This window comes from Nocardia sp. NPDC050697 (assembly GCF_040654395.1).
Taxonomy (GTDB): domain Bacteria; phylum Actinomycetota; class Actinomycetes; order Mycobacteriales; family Mycobacteriaceae; genus Nocardia.
Window position 1 is genome coordinate 275,520 of sequence record NZ_JBFAHY010000007.1, and the last position, 15,993, is coordinate 291,512.

Genomic DNA, 15,993 nt, shown 5'->3' on the forward strand with positions numbered 1-15,993 from the left:
CTTACACCCCGGCGGCCGGGCACCCGTCAGGGTGCCCGGCCGCCGGAAAGACGGATCAGTGCGCGAAGTGCCTGGCGCCCGTCAGGTAGACGGTCACCCCCGCCTCGCGGGCCAGGTCGATGGTCTCCTGGTCCCGCACCGAACCCCCGGGCTGCACGATGGCCCGCACCCCGGCCTGGATCAGCTGCTGCGGCCCGTCCGGGAAGGGAAAGAAGGCGTCGGAGGCGGCCACCGAGCCCTTGGCCCGGTCCCCCGCGCGCTGCACCGCGAGCTGCACCGCGTCCACCCGGTTCACCTGCCCCATGCCGACGCCGACCGAGGCGCCGTCGTCGGCCAGCAGAATCGCGTTGGACTTCACCGCGCGGCAGGCCCGCCAGGCGAAGGCGAGATCGGCGAGGGTGGCCGGGTCGGCGGCCTCGCCCGCCGCCAGCGTCCAGTTCGCCGGGTCGTCGCCGGGGGCGTCCAGGATGTCCCGCTGCTGCAGCAGCAGCCCGCCGCTGATCGGGCGCAGCTCGGCCCCGGCCCGCTGCGGCGGCTCGGCGACCAGGATGCGCACGTTCTTCTTGCGCTGCAGCACCTCGACCGCGCCGTCGGCGTAGCCGGGCGCCACGATGACCTCGGTGAACACCTCGGCCACCTGCTCCGCCATGGCCACCGTGACCTCGCGGTTGGCCGCGATCACGCCGCCGAACGCGCTCACCGGGTCACAGGCGTGCGCCTTGCGGTGCGCCTCGGCGATATCCGCGCCGATCGCGATGCCGCACGGGTTGGCGTGCTTGATGATCGCCACCGCGGCCGCGTCGTGGTCGAAGGCGGCACGCCAGGCGGCATCGGCGTCGGTGTAGTTGTTGTACGACATCTCCTTGCCGTGCAGCTGCTCCGCCTGCGCCAGCCCGGTGCGCCCGTCGCCGCCGGTGTAGAGCGCGGCCGACTGGTGCGGGTTCTCGCCGTAGCGCAGCACCGCGGCGCGCTCCCAGGTGCCGCCGACCCAGGCCGGGAAGCCGTCGGGCTCGCCGCCGCCGACGCCCGGTGCCAGGACATTGAGCATCCAGCTCGCCACCGCGACGTCGTAGCTCGCGGTGTGCTGGAATGCCTTGGCCGCCAGCGCGGTCCGCTCGGCGAGGGTGAAACCGCCCGCCGCGATCGCGGCGTGCACCGAGCTGTAATCGCCGGTGTCGACCACGACCGCCACCGACGGGTGGTTCTTGGCCGCCGCGCGCACCATGGACGGGCCGCCGATATCGATCTGCTCGACGCACTCGTCCGGGGTGGCGCCGCCGGCCACGGTCTCGGTGAACGGGTACAAGTTCACTACGACCAGCTCGAACGCCTCGACGCCGAGCTCGGTGAGCTGCGCCAGGTGCTCGGAACGCCTGGTGTCGGCGAGGATGCCGGCGTGCACGCGGGGGTGCAGCGTCTTCACCCGGCCGTCCAGGGTCTCCGGGAAGCCGGTGAGCTCCTCCACCTTGGTCACCGGGATGCCCGCGGCGGCGATCCGGCCCGCGGTGGAGCCGGTCGACACGATCTCGACGCCGGCCGCGTGCAGCCCGGCGGCCAGCTCCTCGAGCCCGGTCTTGTCGTAGACGCTCACCAGCGCCCTGCGGATCGGCCTGCGGTCACTCACCGGGGTACTCGCTCATCTGGAATTACTGCCTTTCGTCCGTCGGAGACAATGCCGCGGGTCGCGATGCCGGCGACGACCTCCGCCAGCAACCGTCGCTCGACAACCTTGATGCGCTCGTGCAGCGTGGCCTCGTCGTCGGCGGGCAGCACCGGCACCGGCTCCTGCGCCAGGATCGGGCCGGTGTCGACGCCCGCGTCCACCAGGTGCACGGTCGAGCCGGTGACCTTCACGCCGTAGGCGAGCGCGTCCCGCACGCCGTGCGCGCCGGGGAAGGCGGGGAGCAGCGCCGGGTGGGTATTGACGATCCGGCCGCCGAAGCGCTCCAGGAAGGCGGGGCCGAGGATCTTCATGAAGCCCGCCGAGACCACCAGCTCCGGCGCGTGCTCCGCGACCGCTGCGGTGAGCGCGCGGTCCCACGCGGCGCGGTCGGGGTAGTCGCCGAGCGCCACTCGGAAACTCGGGATGCCGGCGGCCGCCGCGTGGCCGGTGGCCGCGCACTCGCGATCCACCCCGACCGCCGCGATCCGGGCCGGGTACGCCGGGGCGGCGGCCGCCTCGAGCAGGGCGCGGAGCAGCGATCCGGTGCCCGAGGCGAGCACCACGACGGTGGCGGGCACCCGGTCGACAGACGGTGACGTCAGCGCTCTACTCCTGCGTGAGATGGACGGCGGCAACGTGATCGTGGGGCGAACACCGCCGCCCTAGAGCCTAACGACCCGGGGTGCGGCCACCGTCCGGCAGGTCGCCATCCACGACCTCGGCGTCCAGGATCTCCGGGGTGGCCGGGGCGGTCCCGCGCGGGGTTCGCGCGCTCACGACCGGATCCTCGGCATCGAGCAGTTCGGCGTCGAGCGGTTCCTCCGCGCCCGCGTCGAGGTAGCGGGCGCCGGGGTGCTCGGGGTCGTCGGCGGGGTCGGGGTCGTCGGAGTCGCTGCCGCCGCGCTCGATCGCCACGGGGTCATCGCCGTACTCGGCGCCACCACTGCCGAGCACCGCGCGGTCATCGCCGTACTCGGCGCCATCGCTGCCGACCGCCGCATGGTCGTCGGCGGACCCGGCCTCGGTGCCATCGTCGCCGGTCTCCCCGTACCCGTCCTCGTCGTACTCGTCCCGGTGGTAACCGTCGGCGTCGTACCCCTCCTCGTCGAAGCCGTTCCGGTCGAACCCGTCCGCGTCGTACCCGTCCTCGTGCAGCCCGTCCTCGTGGTACCCGCGCTCGTCGTACCCCTCGTGGTCGTACCCGTGCGAGTCGTACCCGTGTGAGTCGAAGCCCTCGCGGTCGAACCCGTCGCGATCGAAGCCGTCGGCGTCGTAGCCGTACTCGTCGAACCCGCCGGACGGCACCGCGGCGGTGCGCTCCGCGACCGGCGGTGACCGGCGCAGCCGCGGCCGCCGCAGCTCGACGTTCCAGCGCCTGCCGAGCACGAGCCCGGCGTACCCGAAGATCGCGAACCAGGCGAAGGCGACCACCGCGAAGGCGGGCAGCAGCATCCCGACCCGCCCGGCGTCGCCGAGCCCGCCGCCGCTCACCGCGCCGAGCAGCAGCAGCGCCAGCGTGCCGCTGCCCGCGGCGGTGAGCGTGGCCCACGGCGCGGTGAGCCGGTCGTCCGAGTTCCGCGCGGTATCGAGCCCGCCGAGCGCGCCCACCGCGGCGGGCAGCACCAGCAGCACCGGCCACCACCCGGCGGCCGGGCCGGTCGGCACCGCGGCCAGCACCGGGAGCCCGGGCACCGCCCCGCCGACCACCCCGAAGAGCCCGAACTCGGCGCCGCCGAGCTGCGCGCCCGGCCCGAGCAGCACGCTCACCGTCGCCACCACCACATTGGGCAGGTAGCCGATCGAGAGCACGGTGAGCCCGAGCCCGCCGACCAGCCCGTCCGCGCCCGCGTAGGCGTCGAGCACGGCGGAGCCGCGCGCCAGCAGCGCCAGCACGACGACCGCGGCCGCGCAGGCCAGCATGCGGAGCACGATCACCCCGCCCGCGCGCAGCCCGGCGAGCACCCACTCCGGGGGCTGCGGCAGCGGCAGGTCGAGGTCGGGCAGCCGGGTCGCGATACCGGCGCCCGCGGCGAGCAGGTGCCAGCCGAAGACCCAGGCGAAGGCGGCGAGCGGATTCGGCGGTTGCAGCGCGACGACGGCGGAGGCGTCCTCGGTGACGGCGATGCAGATGGAGGTGACGACCAGCGGCCCGAGCAGCGCGGCGCCGAGGATCCAGGAGAGATCGAACCGGTTCGCGCCGGGCCGCACGGCGTGCGCGCACTCCCTGGCGACGGCCCATACCAGCAGCGCGGTGGCGAGCAGCGGCAGCGCGCCGAGCGTGGTCTTGCCGATCGTCAGCGGCACCTGGTGGACGGCGAGCCAGCTCGCGGCGATGGCGCCGGCACCGCCCCCGGTGCCGCTACCCGCGGCGAGCAGCGTGGTCATGATGAGCACGGTGATGATGGTCAGGGCGAAGGTCGCGGGCCGGGCCGCGACCAGCAGCAGCACCCTGGCCCGCTCCGGGCTCAGCGCCCAGCCGCCCTCCGGGCCGGCGGGGCGCTCCGGCCCGCGGCGCGTCGGACGGCGGCGTTCGGCCGTTGTTCTGGGGGCGCTCATGGGAATGAAGCGTGGCACCGGCCCCGGCGCGCCCTCGTCAGGCGCGCCGGGGCCGGTGCGGCCGCGCTACTTGTTGGTGTCGTCCGAGGGGCGGAAGGCCCGGGTGGCCTCGGCGGCCGGGTCGGCGCCCTGCTCCCCGCCGAACGGCTGCCCCTGCTGGGCCTGGCCCGCCTGCGGCTGCGCGGGCTGGCTCTGCTGCCCCGCCTGCGGCTGGGCGGCCTGCTGCTGCGAGCCGGTCTGCGGCTGGCCGTAGCCCTGCTGCGCGCCGTACTGCGGCTGCTGCTGGCCACCGTAGTGCTGGGTGGCCTGGTCCGAACCCGGGAAGGAGCCCTGCTGGGCGCCGTACCCCTGCGGCTGCTGGCCGTACTGCTGGCCGTAGGGCTGCTGCTGCCCGTAGGCGGGCTGGCTCGGCTGGCTTTGCGCGTAGGGCTGCGGCTGCTGCTGTGCCGGGTACTGCGCCCCGCTCTGCTGCCCGTAGGACTGGCCGAATGCCTGGGTGGCGGGGCTTCCCTGCTGCCCGAACCCGGCCTGCTGCCCCTGCTGCCCGTAGCCGCCCTGCTGCCCGTACTGCTGGCCCTGCTGGCCGTACCCGCCCTGCTGGCCGAAGTTCTGCTGGCCGAAGTTCTGCTGCGCCGGAGCGGCCGGCCGCGGCGCGGGCGGCTTGATGATGCCGAGCTCGAAGAGCACGGCGGCGACCGCGATGGCGGCCTGCACGAAGAGCAGCACCAGGATCACCCAGGCGCCCCACTTCAGCTCCAGCCCCTCGCCCAGGTTGAACGAGACGAAGAGCAGCGCGAGGAAGGCCACCACCGAGGCCGCGGCCGCGGGCGGCAGCCAGGCCTGCTTCGGCAGCAGCGAGAAGGCGGCGAGCAGCCCGGCGAAGAGCGCGAAGCCGAGGATCGCCGCGCCGAACGCGGTGTCGAACAGGCTGTTCGACACGTCCGAGTCGATCGAGGTGTCGCCGAAGCTGACCGGGGCGGTGGTCAGGAAGGGCAGGAAGCCGAGCAGGAAGTTCAGCACGCCGAGCGCCGCGACACCGACCGTCAGCAGGAAGGGCAGCCCCTTGCCCGCGGCGCCGGTGGCCGAGGTGGTGGTGGCCGCGCCGGTCGCGCCCGCGCCGGTGCTCGGCGTACCCGCCTGCTGCCCGGTGCTCGGAGTGGCGGAGGGCTGGACGGGGTTGTTGTACCCGGAGCCCCCGGTCGGGTAGGACATGTCGTCGTCTCCTTGTCGATGGGTCGAGCGGCGCGGGCCGGTCGAGTCGTGCACGGCTTTCGACGGGTGATTACCCCGACGCTACTGCAACCCACACCCCGGGTCACCACCAGCCGAGAACAGCGGAGGCCGCCTCCCCCGCGGGGAGGCGGCCTCCGGCGACGTCCGGCGCGGATCAGGCCGTGACGGCTGCCTTCTCCAGGATTTCGCGGGCCAGCGCGGCGGTCTCGGACGGCGTCTTGCCGACCTTGACGCCCGCGGCCTCCAGCGCTTCCTTCTTGGCCGCGGCGGTGCCGGAGGAGCCGGAGACGATGGCGCCGGCGTGGCCCATGGTCTTGCCCTCGGGGGCGGTGAAGCCGGCAACGTAGCCGACGACCGGCTTGGTGACATTGGCCTTGATGAAGGCCGCGGCGCGCTCCTCGGCGTCGCCGCCGATCTCGCCGATCATCACGATGAGCTCGGTCTCCGGGTCCTTCTCGAACGCCTCGATGGCGTCGATGTGGGTGGTGCCGATGACCGGGTCGCCGCCGATGCCGATGGAGGTCGAGAAGCCGAAATCGCGCAGCTCGTACATCATCTGGTAGGTCAGCGTGCCGGACTTGGAGACCAGCCCGATCGGGCCCTTGCCCGCGATGTTGGCCGGGGTGATGCCGACCAGCGACTCGCCCGGGGTGATGATGCCGGGGCAGTTGGGGCCGATGATCCGGGTCTTGTTGCCCTTCTCCAGGTTGTAGGCCCACGCGTACGCGGTGTCCTGCACCGGGATGCCCTCGGTGATGACCACGAGCAGCGGGATCTCCGCGTCGATGGCCTCGATGATGGCGTCCTTGGCGAACTTCGGCGGCACGAAGGCGATCGACACGTCGGCGCCGGTCTTCTCGATGGCCTCGGCGACCGAGCCGAACACCGGCAGCTCGACGTCGCTGCCGTCCTTCGCGACGTGCGCGACGGTGGTGCCCGCCTTGCGCGCGTTGACGCCGCCGACGACCTGGGTGCCGGCCTTCAGCATCAGCGCGGTGTGCTTGGTGCCCTCGCCGCCGGTGATGCCCTGGACGATGACCTTGGAGTCCTTGTTCAGGAAGATAGACATGTCCCGTAGTCCTTTACTTGGCCGCTGCCAGTTCGGCCGCCTTGTCGGCGCCCTCGTCCATTGTCTGCGCCAGCGTCACCAGCGGGTGCGCGGCGTCGGCGAGGATCTTGCGGCCCTCGTCCACCCGGTTGCCGTCGAGCCGGACCACCAGCGGCTTGGCGGCCGCGTCGCCCAGGATCTCCAGCGCCTTCACGATGCCGTTGGCCACCGCGTCACAGGCGGTGATACCACCGAACACGTTGACGAACACGCTCTTGACCTGCGAATCGCCCAGGATGACGTCGAGCCCGGCCGCCATCACCTCGGCCGAGGCGCCGCCACCGATGTCCAGGAAGTTGGCCGGCTTGACGCCGTTGTGCGCCTCGCCCGCGTAGGCCACCACGTCGAGGGTGGACATGACCAGCCCCGCGCCGTTGCCGATGATCCCGACCTCGCCGTCCAGCTTGACGTAGTTGAGGTCGTTCTCCTTGGCCTTCAGCTCCAGCGGATCGGTCGCGTCCCGATCGGCGAAGGCGTCGTGGTCGGCGTGCCGGAACGAGGCGTTCTCGTCCAGGGTGACCTTGCCGTCCAGCGCGAGGATCTCGTCCTGCGGAGTGCGCACCAGCGGGTTGACCTCGACCAGGGTGGCGTCCTCGGCGACGAAGACCTCCCAGAGCTTCTGGATGGTCACGGCCGCGGCGTCCAGCACCTCGGCGGGCAGGTGGCCCTGCTCGGCGATGGAGCGCGCGAAGGCCAGGTCGACGCCCTTGACGGCGTCGACGGCGATCCGGGCCAGCCGGTCCGGCTTGGTCTCGGCGACCTCTTCGATCTCCATGCCGCCCTCGACCGAGCACATGGCCAGGTAGTTGCGGTTGGCGCGATCGAGCAGGAAGGAGATGTAGTACTCCTCCGCGATGTCCTTCGCCTCGGCGACCAGAACCTTCTTGGTGATGTGGCCCTTGATGTCGAGGCCGAGGATGTTCTGGGCGTGGGTGAACGCGTCGTCCGGGGTGGCGGCGTACTTCACGCCACCGGCCTTGCCGCGGCCACCGACCTTCACCTGGGACTTGATCATCACCGGCTTGCCGATTTCTTCGGCGATGGCGCGCGCGTCCTCGGCCGTGTCCGTGACGCGGCCCTCCGACGAAGGCACTCCGTGCTTAACGAAGAGCTCCTTCGCCTGATATTCGAAGAGATCCATGTACTCACCGTCTCGTCTGCGTTGTGATGACAACGTCTTTGTTGGCGGCCCGACGTCGGAAGCGGGTCGGCTCGGACTCTAATCAGCCGCACCGGGCGGGAATCGACCGCGTGCCCCTCCAGTGGCGCAGGTCACGGAGGTGTGCGCGGAGCGGCAAAAGGCCCGGTCAAGGCTACTGGCGAGTAGGGAGCCAGGTGGGGCGCTCCGTCGCCGGGGAGCAGCCCGCGCGCACCGCCGCCGGGTCGCGTACCCTCACACCGATGCCCGCCGGGCCGTGCGTTGTTACCGTCCCGTGCGGTGATCAATCTCACATGCTTGGACAGAATGGGCCGAGCGCTTGAAGCCTTGTAGTCATTTCGTTACCGTTATGCGGTCGATGTCACAGCAAGGTCACGACACGTGCCAGGTCACGAGGAGGACGGCAAGCTTGTCACAGCACACCACTCCGCAGGTGCACTGCCGCTCTCTCCCTGACCGGGTGCCCGGTACCAGGACGATTTACACCTCGATGCTTCCGAACAACTCCGGCCGGTCCGTCCGATGACCGACGCGCTCTCGTTCGACGCCTTCGCGGGCCCGCGCCGCCGTCAGGTCGGCTCGCTGCACCGCTACCGGGACGCCGAGCCGACGGCAGCCGTGCTTCCCTTCCGGCCCGCCACCCCCGCAGACGACCGCACCGGCCACTGCCTGCCGCACGACGGCACGCCCGGCTACTGGCCCGGCACCGACGGCCGCCCGGCCGGCTCCCGCGATCACGACGCGAGCTGGACGGACGCGCAGTCCTGGGGTCAGGGCGGCGCCTGGGACGACAGCGCGCCCGCCGCACCGGGCTGGGGCGCCGAGCAGGCATGGAACGACTCCCCCGGCTGGGGTGCCGAGCAGGCGTGGGGCGAGCAGCCCGCCGCTCAGGACTGGCACGACGGCGCGGCCTGGGATTCCGAGCGGAGCTGGGACGGCGGCTACGACGAGCAGGGGTGGGGCGCCGACCAGGCGTGGAACTCCGAGCCCGAGCAGACCTGGAACCCGGACGAGCGCTGGGACGCCGACCCGGACGAGCCGGCCGATGAGGCGGGGCCGCGGCCGCGCTACATCGGCTCGCGCGCGGGCCACAAGGCGGGCACCGGCGCGCACCGCCTGCCCGCCCCTCCCGGATCGCTCAAGGGCAGGGCCGCGGTCGTGGCCGTCGCCGCGGGCGCGGTCGTCGCCGCCGGGCAGGCCGCGCTGGCCAGTCCAGGGCAGTCGTCGCAGGCGGTCGACTACGAGGCCGCCGGGCAGGTGCACGAGATCGCCGCGCAGTCCATGAGCGTCGCCGACCCGACCGCCGCCTCCCCGGCATCGCCGCAGATGCTGAACATCTCCGCGCCGGTCGAGCTGGGCCAGTTCAGCGACATCCTGGAGAAGGGCGCCAAGTACGCGGAGGATCTAGCAGCGGCCGAATCCGCCAAGTATCGCCCGCTCTTCGCCAAGTTCACCTCCGGCACCTACACCTCCGGCTACGGCGCCCGCTGGGGCGTCCAGCACCTCGGCCTCGATATCGCCGGGCCGATCGGCACCCCGATCTACGCGGTCGCCGACGGCACCGTGCTGGAGGCCGGCCCCGCCTCCGGCTTCGGCATGTGGGTCCGGCTGCTGCACGACGACGGCACCGTCACCGTGTACGGCCACATCGACACCGCCACGGTGTCGCAGGGCGAGCGGGTCATGGCGGGCGACCAGATCGCCACCATGGGCAACCGCGGCTTCTCCACCGGCCCGCACTGCCACTTCGAGGTCTGGCTGAACGGCTCGAACAAGATCGACCCGCAGCCCTGGCTGGCCACCCGCGGCATCAGCCTCGGCCCGATGGGCGACTAGGCAGCCGCCACGATCGCGAGGCCGAAGAGCGCGACCAGCTTGAGCACTTCGGCCCCGATGTACCAGTAGTGCGCGTGCGAGCGCGGTAGCTCCGCGCCCGCCAGCACCCGATCCGAGCGACGGGCGAGCGGCGGGCGGATCACGAACACCTGTACCGCGAGCAGCGCGACGGCGAAGCCGAGCCACGCCCACACTGCCGCCCCCGGTCCGAGTACCGCGGCGGCGGCCAGCAGCAGCACCGCGAGCACCAGCTGCACGCGCTCCAGCGCCGCGAACACCACCCGCCCGATCCCGAGGCCGAGCACCGTGGTGATGCCGGGCGCCCGGAACTTCAGCGGCGCCTCCAGGAACGAGATGGCGAGCACCATGCCCGCCCACAGCATGGGCACGAACCAGAGCACGTGCTGCGCGACGGTCTCCACGGTCAGAGCTTCATCAGCGTCCGGCTGAACTGCGGGATGAGCCGGATCGTGCCCGCGGTGCCGAAATCGATGGTCACCGTGGCCAGCGGCCCGACGCCGTCGGCGGCGACCACCCGGCCGAGGCCGTACTTGTCGTCGGTCACCCGATCGCCCACCGCGAGCACCAGGTCGGTGTTGTTCCGCTTGACCCCGCCCGGCGCCGGCCTGCGCGGCCCGCCGCGCACGCCGGGGCGCTCGTCCCAGCCGCTGCCCCTGGTCCAGTCCCTGGCCATGCCGTCGTCGTCGCCGCGCCTGCGGCCGCGCCCGGCGGCCTGGCTCACCGGCTCCAGCCGCTGCCAGTCGATGAGGTGCTGCGGGATCTCCTGCAGGAAGCGGGATTCCGGGTTGCTCACCGGCTGGCCCCAGCCGGAGCGCACCACCGCGCGGGAGAGATACAGCCGCTGCCTGGCCCTGGTGATGCCGACGTACGCCAGCCGGCGCTCCTCGGCCAGCTCGGTGGGGTCGCCGAGCGCCCGCATGTGCGGGAACTGCCCGTCCTCCCAGCCGGTCACGAAGACCACCGGGAACTCCAGCCCCTTGGCGGTGTGCAGGGTCATCATGGTGACCACGCCGGTGCCCTCGTCCGGGATCTGGTCGGTATCGGCGACCAGCGAGACCCGCTCCAGGAAGGCCGCGAGCGAGCCCGGGTCCGGCTCGCCCTCCTCCGGCTCCGGCACCAACCCCTCGGCCGCCGCCGCCTCGGCATTGTTGTGCGCCTCCGAGCTGAATTCCCTGGCGACGCTCACGAGCTCGTTCAGGTTGTCCAGCCGGGCGCCGTCCTGCGGGTCGTCCGAGGATTCCAGCTCGCGGCGGTAGCCGGTGCGGTCGAGCACCGCGTCGACCACGGTGCCGACGTCGAAGTAGGCGGCGTCCGGCTGGGCGCCGAGCGCGCGCACCTCGTCGAGCAGGTCGAGGAAGCCCGCGATGGCGCGCTGCGCCCTGGTGTTCAGCAGCGCGACCCTGCCCTCCGCCGCGTCCCGCAGCGCCGCCCCGAAGCCGAGGCCGCGCTGCTCGGCGTGCACCGCGACGCAGGCCTCCGCGCGGTCGCCGATGCCGCGACGCGGGGTGTTCAGGATGCGGCGCATGCTCACCGCGTCCTCCGGGTTCTCCAGCACCCGGAGGTAGGCGACGATATCGCGCACCTCCTTGCGCTCGTAGAAGCGGACGCCGCCGACCACCTTGTACGGCAGCCCCATGCGGATGAAGATCTCCTCCAGCGCGCGCGAGTTGTTGTTGGTGCGGTAGAAGACCGCGACGTCGCCGTAGTTGGCGTCGCCCGCGTCGACCAGCCGGTCGATCTCCCTGGCGACGAAGGAGGCCTCGTCGTGCTCGTTGTCCGCGACGTAGCCGACGATCAGATCGCCCTCGCCGGAATCGGTCCACAGCCGCTTCTCGCGCCGGTTCTCGTTCCGCGCGATCACCGCGTTCGCGGCGGAGAGGATGTGCTGGGTGGAGCGGTAGTTCTGCTCCAGCAGGATGGTCTCCGCGTCCGGGAAGTCGCGCTCGAACTCCTCGATATTGCGGATGGTGGCGCCGCGGAAGGCGTAGATGGACTGGTCCGCGTCGCCGACCACGCAGAGCTCGCTCGGCGGCACCTCGCTGTGCAGCTCGCGGCCGTCGGCGCCCGGCTCCGGCGCGGCCGCCGCGTGCCCGACCAGCTCGCGCACCAGCACGTACTGGGCGTGGTTGGTGTCCTGGTACTCGTCGACGAGGACGTGCCGGAAGCGGCGGCGGTAGTACTCGGCCACCTCGGGGTGGTTCTGCAGGATGGCGACGGTCTCGCCGATCAGGTCGTCGAAGTCGAGCGCGTTCGCCGCGCGCAGCCTGCGCTGGTACTCGGTGTAGACCTTGGCGACCAGGGTGGGCAGCTCGGACTCGTCCGACTCCGCGTCGGCGACCGCCTGCGCCGGGCCGATGAGCTCGTTCTTCAGGTTGGAGATGGCGGTGGCGAGCAGCCGGGCCGAGTACTTCTTGACGTCGATCTCCATATCCCGGCTGATCATGGTGAGCAGCCGGCGCGAATCGTCCGCGTCGTAGATCGAGAAGTTGGAGTTCATCCCGGGCAGCAGCGCGGCCTGCATGCGCAGGATCCGCACGCAGCTGGAGTGGAAGGTGGAGACCCACATGCTCTGCGCCCGCGGCCCGACCAGCCCGGCCACCCGCTCGCGCATCTCGGCGGCGGCCTTGTTGGTGAAGGTGATGGCCAGGATCTGGCCGGTGTGCGCGCCGCGGGCGGCGAGCAGGTAGGCGATCCGGCGGGTGAGCACCGCGGTCTTGCCCGACCCCGCGCCCGCCACGATGAGCAGCGGCGCCCCGGCGTGCACGACGGCGGCGCGCTGCTGCGGGTTCAGCCCCTCGAGCAGGTGCTCGGCCTCGTCCGCGCGCTTGCGCTCGCGCTCCACCCGCAGCTGCTCGCGCTCGTCCTGGCTCAGCGGCGCCTGCGCGGTGAGCGCGACCCGCTTCGCCGGAGCCGGACCCGTTCGAGTCCTGTTCGTTTCGTCCTGCGCCACCGAGATGTCCATTGCCCATCCACGCTACCGGCGCGCACCGACAGAACCGAGCCCGGACCGGGGCACTCGCCGCGCGGCGGCTCCCACCGGTGGCGGTGTGGCAGACTGGGCGCGTGATCAGCAACCCGGCCCGCAGCCCGGAGTCCGAGCTGTCCGCGGGCCACCCTTTCCGCGGATCCTGATCCACGTGTGACCTCGCAGGGGGAGAATCAAGGTCCAGCCAGGTCTGTTTCAGAGTGAAAGAACCGATCGGTAACGGCAAGGGGATGACGACCGATCCACGTTCTGACACGAGGAGATGAATGATGAGCACCCCTGCCACCACCGCCGGGTCGAATTCCGCGCCGTCCCCCGGGTCCGATGCCGCTCTCCCGCAGAGCGAGGCCGAGATCGAGAAGCTCCGCAAGGAGATCGATCGGCTGGACGCGGAGATCCTCGCCGCCATCAAACGGCGCAGCGAGGTCTCCCGGATCATCGGCCGGACCCGGATGGCCTCCGGCGGGCCGCGCCTGGTGCACAGCCGTGAGATGAAGGTGCTCGAGCGCTTCAGCGAGCTCGGGCAGGAGGGGCACACCCTCGCCATGCTGCTGCTGCGCCTCGGCCGCGGGCGCCTCGGCCACTAGGCCGCACCACCCCACCGTCGCGACAGCCGCCCCGGATCTCCTCGGACCGGGGCGGCTGTCCCGTGTCCGGGCTCAGGTGAGCGCGATGTACTTCGTGGAGAGGTACTCCTCGATGCCCTCACTCCCGCCCTCGCGCCCGAAACCCGACGCCTTGACCCCGCCGAACGGCGCCGCGGTATCGGAGATCACGCCGCGGTTGATCCCGACCATCCCGCTCTCCAGCCCCTCCGCGATCCGCAGCGCGCGCTCCAGATCCCGGGTGTAGACGTAGGCGACCAGCCCGAACTCGGTGTCGTTGGCGGCGGCCAGCCCCTGCTCCTCGGTCTCGAAGGTGACCACCGGCGCCACCGGGCCGAAGACCTCCTCGCGCAGGATGCGGGCGTCGGCGGGCAGCTCGGCGAGCACCGTGGCGGGGTAGTACCAGCCGGTGCCCGTCGGCCGCTCGCCGCCGATCCTGACCTTCGCGCCCTTGGCGACCGCATCCTCGACCAGCTCCGACACGGTGTTCAGCTGGTCCTCGCTGACCAGCGGGCCCAGCGTGGTCTCCGGGTCGGTGCCCGGCCCGAGCACCACGGAGCTCATCGCCTCGGCGAACTTGGCGGTGAACTCCTCCGCCACCCCGGCCTGCACGTGGAAGCGGTTGGCGGCGGTGCACGCCTCGCCGCCATTGCGCAGCTTGGCCAGCATGGCGCCCTGCACCGCGGCGTCGATATCGGCGTCGTCGAAGACCACGAAGGGGGCATTGCCGCCCAGCTCCATGGAGGTGCGCAGCAGCAGCGGCGCGGCCTGCTCGACCAGCTTGCGCCCCACCTCGGTGGAGCCGGTGAAGGTCAGCTTGCGCAGCCGGGAGTCCTCCAGCAGCGGCTTGGTGACGGCGGCCGAGCGGCTGGACGGGAGCACCGAGAGCACCCCGTCCGGCAGCCCGGCCTCGCTGCACAGCTCGGCCAGCAGCAGCATGGTGAGCGGCGTCGCCGAGGCGGGCTTGACCAGCATGGTGCAGCCCGCGGCGAGCGCGGGACCGATCTTGCGGGTGCCCATGGCGAGCGGGAAGTTCCACGGCGTGATCGCCAGACAGGGCCCGACCGGCTGCTTGTGCACCACGATCCGGCCGGTGCCGAGCGGCGAGTGCTGGTAGCGGCCGTGCACCCGCACCGCCTCCTCGGCGAACCAGCGGAAGAACTCGGCGCCGTACCGCACCTCGTTGCGGCTCTCCGGCAGCGCCTTGCCCATCTCCAGCGTCATGAGGAGCGCGAACTCCTCGCTGCGCGCGGTGATCGCCTCGAAGACGGCGCGCAGGATCTCGCCGCGCTCGCGGGACGGGGTTGCGGCCCACTCCGCCTGCACCGCGACCGCGGCGTCCAGCGCCTTGACGGCGTCGCGCGGGCCCGCGTCGGCGATCTCCAGCAGGGTGTCGCCGGTCGCCGGGTTGTGCACGGCGAAGGTGCCGCCCTCGACCGGATCGGCCGGGCCGCCGATCCACAGCGAGGTCGGGACGGATTCGAGAACTTCGAGTTCGGAGGCCATGCCGCCAGCCTAACGACCGGGTGCGTGGTTACCGGGCGGTCCGGACCGGGTCTCACAGCCGGCCGCGCAGCAGCAGCTTCCAGTAGACGCGCGGCAGCGCGTAGCGGTCGAAGGCCCAGGCGCTGCGGCGCGGCCGCAGCGGGTCGAGGAACGCGGGCAGTGCCGAGGAGAGGGCGCCGGTCCGATCGAACTCGGCGGCGATGAGCCGGTGCGCGTCGGTGGCGACCGGCGCCACGGTGTAGCCGTCGTAGGCGCGCAGCGCGGACCCGGCGCGGGCGGCGACGAGATTGTCGGCGAGTACCGCGATCTGGCGCCGCAGGGCGCCGCCGGAGGGGTCGGTGGCGACCGCGGCGGCGTCGCCCGCCGACCAGATGGCGGCGAAGGCGCGGTGGCGCAGCGTCTCCGGATCGATGTCGACGAGGCCGTGCGGGGCGGCGGCGAGCCCGGAGGTCTCGACCCAGCGCGGGCCGCGGAACGGGGGAACCAGGTGCAGAAGGTCGTAGGGAAGCCGCTGCTCGCCTGCGGTGACAGCCTTCTCGGCGGGGTGCAGGGCGGTGACCGCGGTGTCGTGCCGCACCCGGACGTTCAGGGCGGCGAGCCTTGACCGCAGCGCGGCGTCGAGATCCGGCACGCCGATCAGGTCGGGGCGGTCGACGACGAGCGTGAGGTCGAGGGTGTCCAGGATCCCGCGGCGCCGCCAGTGCGCCGCGGCCAGGAAGAGCGGCTTGATCGTCGTCCCGGTGCAGCTCACCGGTGGTCGCGGCACCGTGAAGACGACCCGGCTCCCGGGGGCGAGGGTGCGGACGAGTTCCCAGGTCCGGGCGGCCCGGTCGAGGTAGTTGCTGGTCACGCCCGGTGCGTCGAGCGCCGCGTCGAGGCCGGGCAGCGCGTCGGCGTCGGGGACGAGGCCGGGAGCCACGACGAGGTCGCGGTAGCCGACGACCGCGCCGGACTCGCAAAGCACCCGGTGCGCCGCCGGCTCGACCGCGGCCACCGCGTCGCGGATCCAGCTCGCTCCGGCGGGCGTGACCGAGCGCTGGGTCCGCTCCGCCGCCGTCAGCCTCGCCTGGCCGCCGCCGACGTAGGACAGCAGCGGCCGGTAGGTGTGCACCGCGTCGGGCTCGATGACGGCGATGTCCTCGATCCCCTGCCGGAGCAGCCGGGCGGCCGCGCTGATGCCCGCGTTGCCGCCGCCGATGATCACCACGTCGAAGTGCCGCTCGGGGCTGATGGCCGTCATCGCCCGTAGCTACCCCCGGCCCCGGTGTCGAAACGATGCCACGGGGCAGGCGGCCATCGGCGTCGATGCGCCACGCGGAC

General features: G+C 72.5%; 12 protein-coding genes. 2 read left to right on the plus strand and 10 right to left on the minus strand.

Annotated elements, in window-relative coordinates:
- Positions 1-55 precede the first annotated feature (55 nt).
- The 6 genes from purH to sucC form a co-directional block, all read right to left on the minus strand.
- Positions 56-1,624 carry a bifunctional phosphoribosylaminoimidazolecarboxamide formyltransferase/IMP cyclohydrolase gene (gene purH, locus AB0H71_RS24620; protein WP_357025235.1) on the minus strand — a complete coding sequence of 523 codons (1,569 nt, stop codon included), beginning with the start codon at positions 1,622-1,624 and terminating at the stop codon, positions 56-58.
- Entirely contained in the window at positions 1,621-2,304 is a 684-nt protein-coding gene (gene purN, locus AB0H71_RS24625) for a phosphoribosylglycinamide formyltransferase (RefSeq protein WP_357025581.1), read from the minus strand. The genes purH and purN overlap by 4 nt, the downstream gene beginning before the upstream one ends.
- Positions 2,305-2,332: 28 nt before the next feature.
- Positions 2,333-4,219 carry a DUF6350 family protein gene (locus tag AB0H71_RS24630; protein ID WP_357025238.1) on the minus strand — a complete coding sequence of 629 codons (1,887 nt, stop codon included), beginning with the start codon at positions 4,217-4,219 and terminating at the stop codon, positions 2,333-2,335.
- 66 nt (positions 4,220-4,285) lie between these two features.
- Positions 4,286-5,431, minus strand: a complete 1,146-nt coding sequence (locus AB0H71_RS24635; RefSeq protein WP_357025241.1) for a DUF5336 domain-containing protein — start codon at positions 5,429-5,431, stop codon at positions 4,286-4,288.
- Positions 5,432-5,606: 175 nt separating this feature from the next.
- Entirely contained in the window at positions 5,607-6,521 is a 915-nt protein-coding gene (gene sucD / locus AB0H71_RS24640) for a succinate--CoA ligase subunit alpha (protein ID WP_357025244.1), read from the minus strand.
- A gap of 13 nt (positions 6,522-6,534) precedes the next feature.
- Complete coding sequence (gene sucC, locus AB0H71_RS24645; RefSeq protein WP_357025247.1) at positions 6,535-7,701, minus strand: ADP-forming succinate--CoA ligase subunit beta; 1,167 nt, start codon at positions 7,699-7,701, stop codon at positions 6,535-6,537.
- 540 nt (positions 7,702-8,241) lie between these two features.
- On the opposite strand from sucC, the gene AB0H71_RS24650 reads away from it, so the two are divergent.
- Positions 8,242-9,555: a peptidoglycan DD-metalloendopeptidase family protein gene (locus AB0H71_RS24650; protein WP_357025250.1), complete on the plus strand. Its 1,314-nt coding sequence runs from the start codon at positions 8,242-8,244 to the stop codon at positions 9,553-9,555.
- Here AB0H71_RS24650 and AB0H71_RS24655 read toward each other — a convergent pair.
- Both AB0H71_RS24655 and AB0H71_RS24660 read right to left on the minus strand, forming a co-directional pair.
- A complete protein-coding gene (locus AB0H71_RS24655; RefSeq protein WP_357025253.1) occupies positions 9,552-9,977 on the minus strand; it encodes a hypothetical protein in 426 nt (141 codons plus the stop codon). The genes AB0H71_RS24650 and AB0H71_RS24655 overlap by 4 nt on opposite strands.
- Before the next feature lie 2 nt (positions 9,978-9,979).
- Complete coding sequence (locus AB0H71_RS24660) at positions 9,980-12,538, minus strand: UvrD-helicase domain-containing protein (RefSeq protein ID WP_357025256.1); 2,559 nt, start codon at positions 12,536-12,538, stop codon at positions 9,980-9,982.
- A gap of 293 nt (positions 12,539-12,831) precedes the next feature.
- On the opposite strand from AB0H71_RS24660, the gene AB0H71_RS24665 reads away from it, so the two are divergent.
- Entirely contained in the window at positions 12,832-13,149 is a 318-nt protein-coding gene (locus AB0H71_RS24665) for a chorismate mutase (protein ID WP_357025583.1), read from the plus strand.
- A gap of 72 nt (positions 13,150-13,221) precedes the next feature.
- On the opposite strand, the gene AB0H71_RS24670 is transcribed toward AB0H71_RS24665, so the two are convergent.
- Together AB0H71_RS24670 and AB0H71_RS24675 are read right to left on the minus strand one after the other, a co-directional pair.
- Positions 13,222-14,673 carry an NAD-dependent succinate-semialdehyde dehydrogenase gene (locus tag AB0H71_RS24670; RefSeq protein WP_357025259.1) on the minus strand — a complete coding sequence of 484 codons (1,452 nt, stop codon included), beginning with the start codon at positions 14,671-14,673 and terminating at the stop codon, positions 13,222-13,224.
- 52 nt (positions 14,674-14,725) lie between these two features.
- Positions 14,726-15,913 (minus strand): FAD/NAD(P)-binding oxidoreductase, encoded by a 1,188-nt coding sequence (locus AB0H71_RS24675; protein WP_357025262.1) that lies wholly within the window; start codon positions 15,911-15,913, stop codon positions 14,726-14,728.
- Positions 15,914-15,993: the final 80 nt, after the last annotated feature.

Excerpts from the sequence above, each read along its gene's own strand:
- AB0H71_RS24630 (WP_357025238.1), bottom strand. The coding sequence starts at position 4,219 with ATGAGCGCCCCCAGAACAACGGCCGAACGCCGCCGTCCGACGCGCCGC.
- AB0H71_RS24635 (WP_357025241.1), bottom strand. The coding sequence starts at position 5,431 with ATGTCCTACCCGACCGGGGGCTCCGGGTACAACAACCCCGTCCAGCCC.
- sucD (WP_357025244.1), bottom strand. The coding sequence starts at position 6,521 with ATGTCTATCTTCCTGAACAAGGACTCCAAGGTCATCGTCCAGGGCATC.
- sucC (WP_357025247.1), bottom strand. The coding sequence starts at position 7,701 with ATGGATCTCTTCGAATATCAGGCGAAGGAGCTCTTCGTTAAGCACGGA.
- AB0H71_RS24650 (WP_357025250.1), top strand. The coding sequence starts at position 8,242 with ATGACCGACGCGCTCTCGTTCGACGCCTTCGCGGGCCCGCGCCGCCGT.
- AB0H71_RS24660 (WP_357025256.1), bottom strand. The coding sequence starts at position 12,538 with ATGGACATCTCGGTGGCGCAGGACGAAACGAACAGGACTCGAACGGGT.
- AB0H71_RS24665 (WP_357025583.1), top strand. The coding sequence starts at position 12,832 with ATGAGCACCCCTGCCACCACCGCCGGGTCGAATTCCGCGCCGTCCCCC.
- AB0H71_RS24670 (WP_357025259.1), bottom strand. The coding sequence starts at position 14,673 with ATGGCCTCCGAACTCGAAGTTCTCGAATCCGTCCCGACCTCGCTGTGG.
- AB0H71_RS24675 (WP_357025262.1), bottom strand. The coding sequence starts at position 15,913 with ATGACGGCCATCAGCCCCGAGCGGCACTTCGACGTGGTGATCATCGGC.